This is a genomic window from Pseudarthrobacter sp. N5, from assembly GCF_050157035.1.
Lineage (GTDB): Bacteria > Actinomycetota > Actinomycetes > Actinomycetales > Micrococcaceae > Arthrobacter.
In genome coordinates this window covers 715422-731622 of sequence record NZ_CP189593.1, presented here as the reverse complement: position 1 = coordinate 731622, position 16201 = coordinate 715422, and the positions used below count along the sequence as shown (strand labels likewise).

Annotated in this window: 11 protein-coding genes and 1 pseudogene; 3 read left to right on the top strand and 9 right to left on the bottom strand. The window is 62.8% G+C overall.

The window, feature by feature from the left end; genetic code table 11:
- Positions 1-3 precede the first annotated feature (3 nt).
- The 3 genes from ACQCST_RS03725 (at position 4) to ACQCST_RS03715 (ending at position 2581) form a co-directional block, all read left to right on the top strand.
- Complete coding sequence (locus ACQCST_RS03725) at positions 4-1389, top strand: Mu transposase C-terminal domain-containing protein (RefSeq protein WP_426998002.1); 1386 nt, start codon at positions 4-6, stop codon at positions 1387-1389.
- Positions 1389-2201 (top strand): AAA family ATPase, encoded by an 813-nt coding sequence (locus ACQCST_RS03720; RefSeq protein ID WP_426999065.1) that lies wholly within the window; start codon positions 1389-1391, stop codon positions 2199-2201. Before ACQCST_RS03725 ends, ACQCST_RS03720 begins: the two co-directional genes overlap by 1 nt.
- 68 nt (positions 2202-2269) lie before the next feature.
- Entirely contained in the window at positions 2270-2581 is a 312-nt protein-coding gene (locus tag ACQCST_RS03715) for a thioredoxin family protein (RefSeq protein ID WP_426998001.1), read from the top strand.
- 412 nt (positions 2582-2993) lie between these two features.
- Here ACQCST_RS03715 and ACQCST_RS03710 read toward each other — a convergent pair whose 3' ends face one another.
- From ACQCST_RS03710 to ACQCST_RS03670, 9 genes and pseudogenes are all read right to left on the bottom strand, one after another.
- Entirely contained in the window at positions 2994-3689 is a 696-nt protein-coding gene (locus ACQCST_RS03710) for a hypothetical protein (protein ID WP_426998000.1), read from the bottom strand.
- A gap of 240 nt (positions 3690-3929) precedes the next feature.
- Positions 3930-4424 (bottom strand): hypothetical protein, encoded by a 495-nt coding sequence (locus ACQCST_RS03705; RefSeq protein WP_426997999.1) that lies wholly within the window; start codon positions 4422-4424, stop codon positions 3930-3932.
- Positions 4421-4855: a helix-turn-helix domain-containing protein gene (locus ACQCST_RS03700; RefSeq protein WP_426997998.1), complete on the bottom strand. Its 435-nt coding sequence runs from the start codon at positions 4853-4855 to the stop codon at positions 4421-4423. The genes ACQCST_RS03705 and ACQCST_RS03700 overlap by 4 nt, the downstream gene beginning before the upstream one ends.
- Positions 4856-4865: 10 nt before the next feature.
- On the bottom strand, positions 4866-5354 hold the full coding sequence (locus tag ACQCST_RS03695) for a hypothetical protein (protein ID WP_426997997.1): 489 nt from the start codon (positions 5352-5354) through the stop codon (positions 4866-4868).
- A gap of 566 nt (positions 5355-5920) precedes the next feature.
- A complete protein-coding gene (locus ACQCST_RS03690) occupies positions 5921-6502 on the bottom strand; it encodes a recombinase family protein (RefSeq protein WP_426997996.1) in 582 nt (193 codons plus the stop codon).
- 537 nt (positions 6503-7039) lie between these two features.
- Positions 7040-9961 carry a TIM-barrel domain-containing protein gene (locus tag ACQCST_RS03685; protein WP_426997995.1) on the bottom strand — a complete coding sequence of 974 codons (2922 nt, stop codon included), beginning with the start codon at positions 9959-9961 and terminating at the stop codon, positions 7040-7042.
- Positions 9958-13296, bottom strand: a complete 3339-nt coding sequence (locus tag ACQCST_RS03680) for a TIM-barrel domain-containing protein (RefSeq protein ID WP_426997994.1) — start codon at positions 13294-13296, stop codon at positions 9958-9960. Before ACQCST_RS03680 ends, ACQCST_RS03685 begins: the two co-directional genes overlap by 4 nt.
- Positions 13297-13364: 68 nt before the next feature.
- Positions 13365-13751, bottom strand: a pseudogene (locus ACQCST_RS03675) (aldo/keto reductase); the annotation flags it as partial.
- 197 nt (positions 13752-13948) lie between these two features.
- Positions 13949-16201 carry a TIM-barrel domain-containing protein gene (locus tag ACQCST_RS03670; RefSeq protein ID WP_426997993.1) on the bottom strand — a complete coding sequence of 751 codons (2253 nt, stop codon included), beginning with the start codon at positions 16199-16201 and terminating at the stop codon, positions 13949-13951.

Here is a 16201-nt window from a genome sequence, read left to right as displayed (position 1 = left end):
CTCATGGACGGCGCGGAGCGGTGGCGGATCCTTCGACTGCACGTCGAAGATGAGATCCCACTCGCAGAGCTGGCCCGGGATACGATGGTCAGCCTGCGCACTCTAGAGCGCTGGCACCGGTTGTTCCAAGAAGGTGGGATCGCAGCGCTGGACCCGCGCCCCCGCGTCGATGCCGGCACCCGCCACACGGCAGCGGAGACCGTGGCCTTCGTCGAACGGCTCGCTCTGACAAGGCCGCGCCCGAACCTTGCGACACTGCACCGGCTCGCCGTCGCCGACGCCCGACATAGGAACGCCCCGGCGCCAGGCTATTCAACCGTCCGGGACATCGTTACAGCCCTGGACCCCGGGCTCGTCACCCTCGCCCTGGAGGGGCCGGCCTCATACCGTGATCGGCACGAACTCGTGTACCGCCGCCGCGCCGAACGGCCGAACCAGATATGGCAGGCAGACCACACCGAGCTCGACATCCTCATCATCGGCGCCAACGGCAAACCGGACCGTCCCTGGCTGACCGCCGTGATGGACGACTACTCCCGGGCAATCTGCGGATACACCGTCTTTACCGGCGCACCCTCAGCCCTGAACACAGCACTCGCACTGCGGCAGTCGATCTGGCGCAAACAGAATCCGTCCTGGGTGATGTGCGGACTGCCTGACATCCTGCACGTCGATCACGGCTCTGACTTCACCAGCCACCACCTTGAACGCACCGCCGTCGCCCTGCACATCCGAACCATCCACTCCACCGTCGGCCGGCCTCAAGGCCGCGGGAAGATCGAGCGTTTCTTCGGCACGATCAATACCGAAGTCCTCGCCGCGCTGCCAGGACGCCTGGGACCCGGAACCCGCACACCGCAGCCCGTGCTCGACCTGCCCGCACTCGACCGCGAGATCGGGGCCTTCATCACCACGTACAACGACCGGACACACAGCGAACTCGGCACATCACCCCGGGACGCCTGGGTCGCTGACGGCTGGCTTCCACGCATGCCCGACTCCCTCGAAGAACTCGACGGGCTCCTCCTCACCGTCCCGAAGAACCGCGTTGTGCAACGCGACGGCATCCACTTCCAAGGCCAGCGCTACCTCTCGCCCACCCTGGCACCATTCGTCGGGCGCACCATCACCATCCGATACGATCCCCGCGACATCTCCGAGATCCGCGTCTACGACCATGACACCTTCGTCTGCACCGCCATCGACGAGGACCACCCGAATCTCCGGCTGAGTTTGCGGGACGTCGAAGCCGCACGCCGCGCACGCCGGCGCGAACTGCGCCGCACCATCAACGACCGCATCCCGATCACTGCTGCCCGCGAACAACCCCGAACCGCTGAACCACCGCGCGGCCGGCCGCGGCTTCGCACCTACGAAGAGGACGAATGATGGACCAGCCATTCATCGTGACCAAAGAACACCGGCGCTTCACCGAGTTCGCCAACGCCGTGCGAAAAGAGCACACCATCGGCATCTGCCATGGCGACGCCGGCGTCGGCAATACCTACTCCGCCCGGCGCTACGCAAACTGGGATGCCCTGGAACCCTACATAACAGAGTGGCGGTCCCGCGACGCAGAGGAAGATGCCAAGCACTTCTCGCTCGCCAACAGATCCCGCGCCGTCTTCTACACCCCGGAAGTACTCTGCCGCCCCAGAGAACTCATGGCAGAAATCCACCGCTCCCAGGTCCGGATTGCCTCCTGCATCGATGGCCACCTCCACCGAAACGACCCAACAACCCCTCGCATCATGAACGGCATCACCAGGCTGGTCGAACTGCTCATCATCGACGAAGCCGAACGCCTCACCCCAACCGCACTGGAACTCCTCCGCGACAACCACGACCGCACCCATCTCGGGATCATCCTCATCGGCATGCCCGGCATCGACCAACGATTCCGCCACTACCCCCAGCTCTACAGCCGTCTCGGCTTTTCCCACCGCTACAGGGCACTCGGTCGCGACGAGCTCTTGTTCGTCCTCGATCGGCACTGGAAACGGCTCGGCCGGTCCCTCGATCCGGACGACTTCACCGACGCCCAGGCAATCGCCGCAATCGAACGGATCACCCGCGGCAACTTCCGGCTCCTCGAGCGCCTCTTCCCCCAGATCACCCGAGTACTGAAGATCAACCAACTCGAAACCATCACCGACGACGTCATCGAAGCAGCCGCCAGCACCCTCGTGATAGGCAACTGACGACAAAGAGCGCCACCAGAACACCGCCAAAGAGCTCCGAAGTCCACACTCAAGGAGACAATTGCTTCATGAGAATAGAGCTGCTCCACATTGACGAATGCCCCAACACCGTCACAGCGCACGAGCACCTTCAGGCTGCGCTGATCGCTCTCCACCGGAAGGACATCCCGATCAACTCGCGCCTTCTGAAGTCATCAGCTGATACGGCCGGGACCGGGTTTGCTGGTTCACCGACCATCACGGCGGATGGCGCCGATATATTCCCCGACGGAGCGCCGAGCAGCGACCTTGCATGCCGGATCTACCGCACACCCCAAGGGCACGCCGGCGCACCGACCGTTGAACAGCTGGTGGAAGCGCTCACAAACCGTGGCCTCTGAAGCCCACAACCATTGCTCGTGCTGCGGGCGGGCGCTGCCTCTCAGCAAGCTCCATGCTCTTGGCAACGAACCCGCCTACATCTGCCGAAGGTGCGGGTTGTGGGTCGCGCTGCGGCCAACGCACCGGACCTAAACTGCGCCTACGCGTGCCTGACGCGCTGCTGAGTGCAGAGGACTTCTGACATTCAGTGCAGACGACTTCTGAAACTGACACAGGGGAGCTACGACACGCCGGTCGCGCGTCGGTCACAACTCATTGCCGGAATCAACACCGGTCAAAGAAGCCGAACTACGTTTTTGACCCGAGTGATCCGCGGCGACAGATGGGCTGTTGTCGGCGTCCGGACCTGTGTGAGAACTGACGCACCCTCTGCGATCAGGAACGAAGTAAGACACGCGTTGAGGCCAACCCTTACAGGGTGGATGGCCCTGTCGGCTGAGCCGCAAGCATTTCCTTGACCCGGCCCAGATATTGACGCGTGTGGGTCTGCCACGCCGCCTTGTGGGCAGGCGACCATTCAGCGGATGCCTGAAGCTCCAAGACAATGCCTACGGTCAGTGTGCATCCTGTGACCGTCGGTTCGAGTCGGTACGTGTGTCTGGTGTTGGGCCCGGTAGGGGAGAGCGTTCGCGTTGTGGCCCACCAGGGGCTTTCCTCCCCGACCACTTCGATGAGGGACACGGAGCCGTCACGGCCGATGAAGCACTGTTGTTCCCCGACTCCGGCCGGGGTCCCGGGGACGGTGAACGCCCGCTGGGCGTCGGAGAGCATGACAGCGCTTTCAGCCGTCCGAATGAGTGACCACACGGTGCGGGCCTGGTGATCGTAGGATTCTGAGACTTGGGCGCTGAGCGTTACTGGGGCCGCGGTGGTGGCATGGGACGCGGTCTGCTTTTGGCGTTTGATGGCGCGTTTGTATTTGGTTCTGACGAATATTTGTCCGAACACGAGTACGGCGGCGATCGTCGTGGCCGTCACGATGATCCCAAGGCCTAGTCCTGGGCTGCCTCCCTTGTCGATTATGGATGCCACGACAGCGATGGCAAGATAGCCGGCAAGGAACAGGACGGTGTGCAGCGCCTTGAGGAACTTGGGGAAGATGATCACAGGAGCATTATGTCCCCCCGTAGCCCTCTGCCTGTGTAAACGAGCAGCCAACGTGCCCGCGGTGCCGCCCCCGGTGGACGTATGCGCTGTTATCGGCGTTAAGCCCCGAACACTCGAACGCGGCAAATGGACCTGTTGTACGGTAGGGCGGGTGTTCGTGTCCGTGGATCCTAGCTGTCCGGAGTGTGCGCTAATTGGCGATCAACCCCGTCTACGGAGTGGGGCGCAGGCCATGTCGAGTCAGTCGCTAGACACTGTCCGGTTGGTTTCCTCGGCATGATCGAGTATTCCGAGTTCGTCTGCGCCTGAACCACTACCGAGACTGAACTCTCCCAGCCGGAGTATTCCCAGGATTGGGACATCCAACTCGAGCTTGGCGGCTGTGGTGCTGACTGCTTCCCGCGCGTACGGAAAAACTGCCATGACTGCCACTCGCTCGATGAAGTCTTCGAGCACCGGCCGTTCGTGTTCGTAATTTTCTGACGTTACGTAGCTTAGAGCAATTTCAGTCTCATAAATCGCTTGTGCATGGTCGACTTGGAACCGGAATCTCACTTGGATGTTGTTCAGGTCATGCGTCTCTTGAACGTTGATCGAGACCCGCGGTTCTCGGTCGTCCTCGTGTTGAGGTTTCGCACGGCCGGATACCTCCAGGTACCTGACGCCAGCTAAATCAACGTTCTTGACCAGTTCGTAGATGTCGGGCGTGCTTGTGGTCGGGGTGTCCGTACTCATGCGCCCAAAGCGAAATCTGTCCGCAGAGACTCTGCGGCAATCATGAATTGTCCGGACCTAGAATGACCGAAATTCATCTCAGTCACGTTAAGGGCACTCGGAGTGAGGTGGACAGGCATCCAGCGGGACGAGCGGCTGTCGAACAACTGCCCAGTGTCCGCCTCGACTTGGTGGGCGACGAGAGCCCCCACAGCGTGAGCATATCGACGGATAGTAGACAGCTTCGGATCGTTGTCGTAGCGCTCAAAGGCAGCCACTGAAGCCTGAGATATTCCAAGCAAACGAGCCACGTGAACTTGTTTTAGACCGCTATCCTTGCGAATGCGGATCAGGGAGCGCAGTAGTTCAGAATCATTCTCGACCAAGAGTTCAGCGCGCCTCATGATGGGGTCGTCTTGGTTCAGGCCCAACAGATCATCGGTGGAAGACATAGAGTGGACTCTATATTTTCCGAGGAACATGGTCAAGCTGGGGGCGTGGTCGTTCGCTCGCAGCCTCGATTCCCCACTTCCAAAGGATGCCGAGATTGTGTCGATCAGATGCTTTCTTGATATGAGCAGTCTGGACGGCTTCGATTTCGGGATCGGCGAGAGAGACATCCTTATATTGCGCAACTAGTGCAACAACCGTCCATGGATGGTCCTGTGGCTCGCTGAAGTAGAACCTGAAGTGGTCTTCGCCGTACTCCATTCGGAGTTCCCAGACGACAGGGTTCCGGCCAGCGGGCTTCCACTCTTCCGTCTGTGCTCCACCTTTTCGGGCCTTTGCAATGAGATTGCGGTATTCCGCAATCCTGAGGGACAGGAGGATGCGCGAGATTTCCTCGGGAGCCTCCGGATCCTCAGGGTCGGGTTGCCAATTCTTAAGGGCTACAACCGCCTCTTGCTTGTAGACGGGAACTTCATCTTCTGCGAGGAACTCGTGCCACACATACGGCCCAGGCGGGATGGCGGGTCGGGGCTTGGGGTTGCGCCTCTACGTAATCTATATCAGGAGTGCAAGCAGCAATGGTCAGCAGTCACATACTCTTGCAGCCGCTCACGCTTCGCCGTGGCACCCGTCCCCGTCGTGGACTAAATCCTCCGCTCCGCAGACGCCGCCCTGCGCCTGGAATTCGGCAAATCCCTCTCCGACGAGGGGGTCTCCATCCTCGAACCTTTCGTCGGCACGGGCACCTTCGTGACACGTTTGCTGCAGTCCGGGCTGATAAAAGCCAGAGGATCTGCACCGCAAGTACACGCAGGAGCTCTTCGCCAACGAGATCGTCCTGCTCAGCAATGGCAAATCGGCAGTGGAATGGACCCTAGAGCGTTACCAGCTCCCCACTCACGAGGATTCGCAGATAACCAACGACCCCACGATGTCAGTTTCAGAAGTCATCTGCACTGGATCCCGCGGAAGTACGGGGGCGAGTGCAGAGGACTGTTGACATCGGGTTGTCAGAAGTCCCGTGCACGTTCATCCAAATCTTCAGAAGTCCCGTGCACCAACAGCAGCTACGGAGTTGAAACCTTGGCGGTTTTCTCTGCCGGGACCCAGCGGTAGAGAGTAGGTACAGAGACGCCGAGGTTTTTGGCGACTTCCTTGGGCGGCGTGCCCTCGCTGAGGAGCTTTCGTGCGGAGCGGATTTTGGAATCCGTCATGATGCGTTTGCGGCCGCCGACCCTGCCTTGTTCCCTCGCCGCCCGCAGGCCGGCCTGGGTACGTTCGACCATGAGCTCCCGCTCCATCTGGGCCAGGGAGGCCATCACGTTGAAGAAGAAGCGCCCGGAAGCGGTCGTGGTGTCGATCGCGTCGGTCAGGCTGATAAAACCAATGCCGCTGTCGCTTAACCCGCCGGCGAAGTCCAGCAGGTCTTTCACGCTCCGCCCGAGACGGTCCAGCTTCCATACGACCAGGGTGTCACCGTTGCGTAGTTGGTCCAGTGCCTGGGCGAGTCCGGGGCGCGTGGCTTTGGTTCCGCTGATGGTGTCCTCATAGATGCGGTCGCATCCTGCAGCCCGCAGCGCATCGCGCTGGAGGTCAAGGTTCTGGTCCCGTGTGGAGACTCGGGCGTATCCGATGCGGTGAGGAGTCATGTGGGGCGGTTCTCTTTTCTCAAAACTCGATCCAGCCTTCTATCTCGACTGTACAGTTTCGAGAACTATTTGTGAGAACCAGGGCCGATGGGTGGCGACTGTCGCCGCAGGGGTGTTTTCCCACGGAACGGCGCCGGTGTGCAGCAGTGCGCGGCGGGCACTACCATTCTCGAATCAACCGGTTCTTGAAATCCTTCGTTTCCGAGAATGGCGGCCAGGCCGCGTGGGTGCCCCCGACCGTGGTGCCATTCCCCCTGCCGTGCGGGGGCTGGGGCCGCATCCCGGACCAATACGTCTTTGGCGCCGCTATTCAAGCAGCATCAAGCACCTGACGACCGGCCCGCGCCCTAACGCACCGAAGGACGCCAAGTAGCATCGGGGCCGCCGGTTGCCTGAGTGGCCGAAGGGCCGCTCCGATCACAGGAGCGGCCCTCTGGCCTTGTCCATCTTCTATTGTTGGTGCGTGCTCATGGCCATGTGGTCGTGCGCGCGCGCAGATCCCTGGCGGGGCCTACGGCCCATTCCTTCCCCGGGGCATCAGAAACCTCCCATAGTCGCTCCCGCTGAATCGGAAGCAGGGGTGGTGAAGGTCGAGTTGGAGCCGGTCTGCCAGGCATCTGCGGAGGCCGGGTAGTTGGAATCCTGGCGCTTAATGCACTTCCACTCGATGGCAGTGTTCGGCGGCAGGTCGCTGATCGTGCCGGTCCAGGTGGGGTAGGAGGTGGGGTCGAGCTTGACGGCGCCAGCCGGCGACCAGTTCCCCAACTCGGGGACGTTACCCACGACGTAGACAGACTGCCCGATGGTGGTGGTGCCGTTTGAGCAGGTGAAGTTGGCTGACACCGGGGTCTGGCCGAGGGTGAACTGGAACGACTTCGCGGTACCGACCGTGGTGCTATCGGATTTGGCGACGACGAGGTTCCCGCCGGCGTTGTACCAGCCGCTACTGGCGGCGTCGAAAGCTGCCTTGTTCGCGTAATGGGTCAGCGGTGTTCCGTTCAGTGTCACGGCGGAGGCCTGGGTTTCGTCGGTGACGAGCTGTACGACGTTCTGGCGGCTGTCCGGTGCCCCGGTATAGGTGCCGGACGATGCGGCGACGTTCACGGTTTCGGTGGACCCTGACAGCTGCTGGGTGATGCCGGTGAGACGCTGCGCTCCGTTCTGGTAGTTGATCGATGTGCCGTCGTCTTCGGTGAGGGAAAAGTTGGAGGAGTTGGTGTCCGGGTAGACCTGGACGACGAGTTCGTTGCGGGTCGTCCCATCGGTGCGGGCGCCGGTGACGTTCATAGTTTTGTCGTCGACGTACATCTTGGGCAGGATAGCGCCGGCCTTGGCGAACGCGGGGAGCTGGAAGACTCCGTTGGTCCATTCGGGCAGGTTGTTCACCCACTGTCCGGTGCTGACGTACTTCTTGTTGGTGTGGTAGTCGTACCAGGTGCCGGCGGGCAGGTACATGTTCCTCTGCCGTTCGCCCGATGCAGCGACAACTCCGACCAGCATGTTCGGGCCGATCATCTTCTCGCTGCCCATGGTGCGGACGTTCGGGTCGTTCTGGTAGTAGTACACCAGCGGCGGGGCGAGGGGGTCTCCGGTGCTGTAGGCGTTGTGCGCCACGGAGTAGTAGTAGGGAGTGAGCTCGTAGCGCTGGCGGAGGTTGGCCAGGTTGCTGGGGACGTCGCCGATCTTGTCGGGGGCTGTCTGCTGGCAATTGCAGAGATTGTCGGTGTGGGGGCGGATCGGAACGTCGAACCATGCAGAATTCGCGAACCACTGAGTATAGATCTCGTTGATGTCGGACCCGGGGATGGCTTCGTCGCGGTGGAAGCCCCCGATGTCGGATCCGAAGTAGTCGATGCCTGACATCGACATCTCCATCTGGACGTTGGCTTGGTCTGCTAGGGCGGTCATGCGGGTGGCGATGTCACCGGACCACATGGCTGCTCCGTAGCGCTGGATCCCGGCGGCGCCGGAGCGGCTCAGGATGAAGGGCCGCTGGGTTGAGGAAGCGGCGGTGTACCCTTGGGCGACGCTGTTGGCCCATTCCAGGGCGTACAGGTTGTGGTAGTCGGCGTGGGCGTGTTTGCCGGGCAGCAGGCCGGCGGTCCAGTCGGTGGAGTCGTACATCTCGGGCTCTCCGAGGTCGAGCCAGTGGCCGAGGATGCCCATGTTGACCAGGGGCTGTTCCTTGGTCGCGGCCCAGTAGGCTCCGGCGGCCGGCTGGGTCCTGTCGATCATGCTTCCGCGGCCCCACCAGTCGTTGGCGGTGAGGTAGACGGGAGCGCAGGTGGAGCAGCCGGCGCGGGCCAGGTATCCCTGGTTGGCCAGGTTGGTGTGCTCCGGGAGTCCCTTGCCGATGTATGACTCTTCGATGGTCATCAGGCCGATGCCCTGGGTGTCGCGATAGTCGGCGATCTTGGACGCGGCGTTGGGGAAGTTGGTCGGGTCGAACTGGAGGGTGCCCATCTCGGTGTTGTCGGAGCCGGCTGTGACGCCGCCGAACCATTGCAGGTCGAGCATGAAGCCGTCGACGGGGAATTTGTCGGCGCGGAGGCCGGCCAGGGTGTTGTCGATCTCAGTCCAGTTGTCGTACCCGTATTCGGAGTTCCAGAGCCCGAATACCTTCTGCGGGGGCACCGGCGGGTGGCCGGTGAGGGTCATGTAGCTCTTGCGCAGGTCGGGCAGGGTGGGTCCGGTGATGACGTACCAGCGCAGCTGGTCACCGTAAGTGTCCATAGTCCAGGGGTCTGCGGTGAGGTTCCAGTCCTGTTTGTAGACCTGGTCGACGAAGAGCCCGTAGTTGGCGTTGTTGGCGCCGACGGCGAAGAGGACGGGGATCTGGGTGTTGCCGACTGGTCCGTTGTCGACGTCGTAGTTCATGGTGTTGCCGTAGGCGCCGGGGGAGGAGCGGTCGACTCCGACCCTGTCTCCGTCGGATTTGCCGCCGGTGAAGAATTCCTCCCCGAGGCCGTAGGCGTTCTGCATGGAGGACTTGGTGAAGGACAGCCCCTTCCACGCTGCCGTCAAGTTCCGTGGGCAGACGGTGTGCAGCGGCAGGGCCGGCGTCCGGGTCGTGTCCGTGACGTCAGCGCACATGGTCGTGGTGTTGACACTGACCTGGATGTGCGCGGTGCTGACGGTCGAGGCGGTCTGGGTGAAGGCCGTGGGGCCTGCGTAGCTGGTCGAGGCGACTTGGTCCGTAGTAGGGATGGCCACTCCGGCGCCGGGCCCTGATCCTGTGCCCATCTCGAAGTGGACCAGGTCGTCGCTGAGGAATTCCGCGACCAGGTAGTCGCCGGCTCCGGTGAACTGCACGCGCTGGATCCCTGCCGCATGGGCCGGGACGGCGGTCACAAAGGTGGACCCGGCGGCGGAGGCGAGCAGCATGAGCACTCCGACGAGGATCCCGCTGAGGCGGTTTCGGCGCCAGTCTCGGCGCCGGTCTCGGCGTGGGGCGATCATGGCCTGCCCACCATGAGGTTGTCGAGGTTGATGGCGGCTGTGTTGGCCGTGTCGTAGGAGATCTTCAGCGAGTGCCGTCCTGAGGTGAGGGTGGTGCTGATGGTTGCGTTGCCCCATGTGTCCCAGTTGGCCAAGGTGGGCAGCGTCAGGGTTCCGATGGCCGTCCCGTCGACGTAGATGGTTCTGGTGGCTGGCCCGCCTGTGGCGTTGGCGTAGCGGAAGGTGAGTTGGTGGGTGCCGGTGGCGTTGGCGCTGATATCGAAGGTGAGGGAGGAACCGGCGGCGGCGAAGCCGTCGACGAAGCCAGTGCCGGTGTATCCGGCGTGGTCGGTGTTGGTGGTGGTTCCTGTTGCGGTGGCGAATTCCGCTTCGTATGCGCTCTTGTTGACCCCGGAGATGATGACGGTGCGGGTTGTGGTTCCGGAGGCGAGTTTGATGAGGGTGAACTGCTGGACGGGATCCCAGTACCAGCCGGTTGCCGCGGCGGTGAGGCCGCTGAGCGTGCTGTAGGCGGTCATAGCGGTTCCGTCAACTGTGATGGTGCTGGGGATGGTGGTGTTGACCTGGAGGGTTGCGGCGGCAGCGAGCGGTGGCACGGTGGCGGTGACCTGGTGGCTGCTCCAGTTCTCGGTGCTGGTGACCTGCTTGACGGTACCGGCGGCGTCGTCGAAGTAGTCGGCCGAGGTGGATCCTGCGGGGTAGATCCGGAAGACGAGGTTCGTGTAGTTGTAGACGTCGTTGCCGATGTTGCCGCCGTACTCGTAGTTGGCGTTGAGGTTGAGCGGGATGATAGCGCCGTCACGGGCGAAGACGGGGATGGTCGAGGTGTCGGCGTTGTAGGTCTTGTTGCCGGGCCCGGACGCTTTGCCCCCGTTGGTGACGTCGTGCCATTCTCCGCCCGGGAGGTAGAGCGAGACCGAGGTGGCCCCTTGGGTGGTAATGGGTGCGACGAGAAGCTGCCGGCCGAACATGTACTGCATGTCAAGGGCGGCGGCCGAGCCGTCGCCGGGGAACGCGAGCCGCATGGTCTGCAGGAGCGGCAGCCCGGTTGTGGAGGCCTTCTTGGCCTCGGTATAGATGTACGGGATCAGGTTCATCCGGGTGTTGGCGAACTTGCGGAAGGTGGGGATCACCGTGGTGTCGCCGGTGCGGGCCTGGACATTCCAGGGCGTTCTGGCTTCCGAGAGGCTGGGGTTGGACTTCTCGGAGTGGTACTGCATCATCGGGGAGTAGGTCTGCTGGGCGGCGGCGCGCAGGTACAGTTCGCTGGTTGGGAAGGTTCCGGTGAAGCCGGCCATGTCCCAGGCCCAGAACGCGATGCCGGACTCCCCTCCGCTGAGGCCGGCGCGCAAGGCCTGCTGGAAGGCTGAGAAGGTGGAGGCCTGGTCGCCCGCCCAGTAGATCGAGTGTGACTGGGCGCCGGCCGTGCCGCCCCGGCTGAACAGGACCCCGTTGCCGCTCTTCTTGGTCTGGACGTAGCTGCCATACGCGCTGGTGTAGGCGTTGGTGTAGCCGTTGTGCATCTCGTCGCCCTTGCGGCCGTCGGCGAAGGTGGCGTTGCGGCCGAAGATCATCTCGCCGCCGTCGGTCTTCATGCCGTCGATGCCGACGTCGTCGAACAGGTAGGCGCGCTTGCTCATCCACCACGAGGTGGCGGCTGTGTTGGTGAAGTCCGGCATGGTGCTGTCACCGAACCACTCACCGGTCGGGATCCGGTACACCCCGCCGGCTCCGTCACCGACCAGGTACCCCTGGGTGGTGGCGTAGCTCTGGTCATTCAGGTGCTGCTGGGGCGGGCTGGATGGGTTGGTGTCGAAGTCCTGCTTCAGGACCGGGATCTGCCACAGCACGACCTTGATGTTCTGGCCGTGGGCGGCGGCGACCATCGTCTTGGGGTCGCTCCACTCGCCGCCGGACGGGAAGGTGAGGTCGCTGTAGCCCAGGGCGTCGCTGCCGGGCTTGGCGGTGTAGGTGGCGCCATGCCAGACATAGAAGGTGGCCTCGTCGCTCCACTGCTCCAGGACCAGGACGCTGTGGGGGATGTTGTAGCTGGTGACGTTGCCCAGCTCGGTAGTGACCTCGGTCTGGGTGTTCCACTCGTTGGCGGACATCCACAGGCCGAAGGCCCACTTCGGGGGAAGCCAGGGGCGGCCGGTGATTGAAGTGTACGCGTCCAGAATGTTGGCCTGGGTGCCGGTGAGGAAGTGGTAGTCGACGGTGGCGTCGAGTGCGCCGCCAGTGTCGACGGTGAATCCGACCATGTCGGCGAGGTGGGTGCACACGTTGAACAGGGAATAGCGGGTGCTGGGGATGTACACGCCGTAGCCGGCGGAGTTGGTGAAGAAGGGTACCGCCATGTAGGTGCGGTGGGTGGGGCCTTGGTCCTGGTACTGGTTGTACACGTAGTTGTCGACGTCGCGGCCGCGCTGGTCGAGGTAGTCGTACCGTTCGCCGAACCCTTCGAACCGTTCTCCGGCTGGGGTCAGCCAGTGGTCCTCGATCTTGCTGACGGTGGTGGCGCCGTCACTAGCCCACCCCGTGTTCCGGAACGCGGCCGGGTCGTACTGCTGGGCGATCAGTGTTGTCCCGTCGGCCTTGTAGACCGAGACCCGGTAGGGGTTCTTCTGGATTCGAACCTGCAGCGCGCTGGTCGAAAGCTGCAGGGTGCTGGAGGTATTGGTAATCGAGTACGAACTTGATCCGGTGACGTTCAGGCCGCTGCCGTGCGGTGCGATCTGGACGTGGAAGCGGTCGGCAGCGGGGAAAGTGAAACGAATCTTAGGGGAAAAGCTTCCAGAGGTGTCGCTCACCGCAACGTCGACGGAGGTCCCGTTGTCGGTGTAGCCGCTGACGTTGCCGGTGCCAGACCAGTCCGTGACCGCAAAGCTGTACGGGCCGCTGGTGAGGGCGCCGGTTCCGTCGACGTCGGCGTGGACGGTGTAGGTGATCTGGTCGCCTTTGACGAAGGACCCAAGGTTGACCTTCCAGTAGCTGTTGTTGCCGCTGTTGTAGTCGAAGGCACAACCCACATCGGTCTGGGCGACCCCGTTCTTGGACCAGGAGACCCAGCACGTCTGCCCCGGGGAGATCGGCCATGTGGCCGAGTGCATCTGGACCGTCTGGCTGGCCATGGGGTCGCGCGGGCTGCGTTCGGTCGGCGTTGTGCTGTACAGCTCGTCGTAGCCGGTCGGGCCGTGAAAGACGCCGCTGATGGTGTCGGCGTGGGCCGGGTCGGAGCGCAGGACCGCCGGCAGCAGGATGATCGGCACAGCGCCCAGGATGCCGAGGATGGCGGTGCGGCGGGTGACCGTTGGTGGGACGGAGACGGAAATCATTGTCCTGCTTTCTTCTGGAGGGGGCTCATCCAGCGGACAGGCCGACAAGGGTCGACTCGTTGCTGTCCAAGCGGAGGTTGGTAGTCGAATCGGTGGGCCTGGTAAAGGTCTACGTAATCTGTTTTGAGTCTGCGGAGGCTGCCGTCGATGCCCTCCAGGATGTGTTTACGCGAAAGTCCGCGGTCGTTGCGCCCCGGCCCTGTGGGAAAGTACACCTTGGTGAAAATCTCCACGCTTTCACGGCGCACCCCGGTCAGCGCTTCGCCCAGGGCGCTTTCAGCACGGGTCTCCGCGTAGGCATCCGCGGTATCGAAGCTAGTAATGCCAACTTCGAGAGCGGCCCGGACGCATTGGACTGCCGCTTCCCGCTCTATCTGGGATCCGTGTGTCATCCAATTGCCGTAGGCGATCTCGCTCACGTACAGGCCGCTTTGGCCGAGTCTCCGGTATTCCATGAATATCTTTCCTTAGAAAACGTGGCCCGGGGACCTGATGAGACTGCGCGCTCTCCGCCGTACGACTCCGCGCTCCGTCACCGATTTCGGTTGGGGACGGAGCGCGGAGAATGCAGGCCGGCATCTGGGACAGAGTCAGAGATCCTAATGGCAGGAGAGCCCCAAGGGTGGATTGGGCGGCCTTTGGCTGCGTTCGGTCAGCTGTGTGCTGCGAAGATGCTCTTCATTTCGTCCCAAACCTCGGCGTGGACAAACACCGGGATCCGGTTCATGGGAGCTGGAACGTCTACCGTTTGTTGTCCGGCATAGGTTTCCCCGGTCCAGGCGTCGGTCCAGCTGCCAGCGGGGAGGTACGTCGTCCAGGACTGTGCCCCTTCCTCGGTGACGGGAGAGATGAGAAGGTGGTCGCCGAGCATCCACTGCAGTGGGTGCTTCCATACCTCTTGGTCATCGGTGTGGTCGAAATACAGGGGCCGCATGAGGGGCGCCCCGGTGGCGATGGTCTTGCGGGCCTGCTCTCGCAGATACGGAATGAGCCGTTCGCGGAGTTCAACCAGTTCCCGGAATACCGGGACCACGGTGTCATCGCCGCTGCGCTCCTGGATATTCCACGGGGTCCGGTCACGCGATGGTTTGCGGTGGTGGTTGAATTCGGAGTGGTATTGCATGATGGGGACGAAGACGGCCGCCGCTGCCGAGCGCAGGTAAAGTTCAGCAGTCGGTACGTCCCCGGAAAAGCCTGCGAAATCCCAGCCCCAGTAAAGAATGCCGCTTGATGCAGCGGAAAGGCCCGCGTACATCGACCAGCGGAACGCATCCCAGGTGGAGTCCTCATCTCCGGCCCAGAAAGCGCCGTGGGCTTGGGATCCGGTGAACCCGGCCCGGCTGAACGTGACCGGGGCTTTGCCGGCAGATTCGAGCAGGTCACCATATGCCTTGGCATAGGCGACCGGAAACAGGTTGTTCCCTTCGTCCCCGCGCATCCCGTTGAGGTAGCGGAGGTCCTCTCCCCAGGCGTGTTCGCCGCCGTCGGTTTTGAACCCGTCGATACCGAGCTCTTCAACCAGATAGCGTCGCTTCTCTGTCCACCAGCGTGCGGCTACCGGGTCGGTCAGGTCCGGCATCAGGCCCAGAGGGAACCACCATCCACGGTTACGGTAGGGGCGCAGGCTTCCGTCCGGTGCCTCCTCACGAATGAGTCGGCCTTCACGCACGGCGGCTTCGGCATCGTTGCGTGCCTGCCTCAGGGGGTGGGGGCGCATCTTGATGAGGGGGATCTGCCACAGCACAACCCGGATGTCGCGGTCGTGCAACTCCTCGACCATGGCTTTCGGATCGGGCCACGCGCCATGTTCGGGGAAGGTGAAATCGCTCAGCTGCAGCGGGCTGCCGTCCGGGCTGGGCTGGTATTCGGCGTCCCGGAAGGCGGTGAAGGTCGCTTCGTCACTCCACGCTTCGATGACTACGGATCCGACGGGGATGCCGGTGTCCCGATGCAGATCCATTTGCCGCATGATTTCGGCCTGGGTGTTCCATTCGTTACCGCTGGCCCAGAGTTTGAAGACCCAGTCAGGCAGCTCTTTTGGGCCGCCCACGTCGGAGAGGAAAGAACGGAGGACTTCGGTGGGTGTTCCCTCGAAGAACTTCACGCTCAGGAGGGCCTCACCGTGCACGGCTTCGGGGCCTACTTCGACCTCAATGATGAGACGGCTCTCGTCCGTGGCGCCGATGTCGTACCAGGTGCGTCGGGAGGTATCTAGGTGGAATCCCCACCCGTGCCCGCCGACGACGTGCGCGAAAGGCATCGGCAGGTAGGTCTTTCGTTTCGCCCCCTGGCTTTTGTATTGTTCAAAAACGACGGCGTCCAGCGTGCTTCCCCGGTGGTCGAGGGCATCGAAGCGTTCCCCGAAACCGGTCACCCTTTCTTCGGGGGTCAGGGGCAGGGCAAATCGGATCCGGAGCGGCCGGGAACCGTCGTGCAGAACTTCGATCGAGTCACGGATTACCCGGTCGTTTCCGATGATGTGGAGTGCTTGCGGTGCTGCTGTCCAGGCGGCGACCTGGAAACTGAACCAGCGGGTTTGCTCTTTCCCGCTCTCCGGCTTGTCTGCCGTGAATCGGTATTTGTAGCTCGTCAGAGGATCTGCCGGCGCGAGGGTGGTCTGCCAGCCGCTGGCGGAGCGGGCGAGTTTGGCCTGGGCAGAGGCAAGGTGTCCGCCGTCGATAACTTGTCCGCGGGATGATGCGGGCACCCGGGTCAGCGGAATTGTTGTGTGGGTGGTGGTCCCGTCGTGGCCGGTTTCGGCCAGTTCACAGACCACATTCGTCCGGTCGGGCGAGGTGCGCACGCCGAGAGTGACCGGTTCGCCGGCCTGCGGGCGGGCAGGGCTGCGCTGATCGGTGTCGTTTACGTAGGGATGTCCTGAGCCGAAGGGTTTGTGGCGGATCAA

Bases quoted from the DNA above. Each gene is read 5' to 3' on its own strand.
- ACQCST_RS03715 (WP_426998001.1), top strand. From the start codon at position 2,270: ATGAGAATAGAGCTGCTCCACATTGACGAATGCCCCAACACCGTCACA.
- ACQCST_RS03725 (WP_426998002.1), top strand. From the start codon at position 4: ATGGACGGCGCGGAGCGGTGGCGGATCCTTCGACTGCACGTCGAAGAT.
- ACQCST_RS03720 (WP_426999065.1), top strand. From the start codon at position 1,389: ATGGACCAGCCATTCATCGTGACCAAAGAACACCGGCGCTTCACCGAG.
- ACQCST_RS03705 (WP_426997999.1), bottom strand. From the start codon at position 4,424: ATGAGTACGGACACCCCGACCACAAGCACGCCCGACATCTACGAACTG.
- ACQCST_RS03700 (WP_426997998.1), bottom strand. From the start codon at position 4,855: ATGTCTTCCACCGATGATCTGTTGGGCCTGAACCAAGACGACCCCATC.
- ACQCST_RS03685 (WP_426997995.1), bottom strand. From the start codon at position 9,961: ATGATCGCCCCACGCCGAGACCGGCGCCGAGACTGGCGCCGAAACCGC.
- ACQCST_RS03680 (WP_426997994.1), bottom strand. From the start codon at position 13,296: ATGATTTCCGTCTCCGTCCCACCAACGGTCACCCGCCGCACCGCCATC.
- ACQCST_RS03690 (WP_426997996.1), bottom strand. From the start codon at position 6,502: ATGACTCCTCACCGCATCGGATACGCCCGAGTCTCCACACGGGACCAG.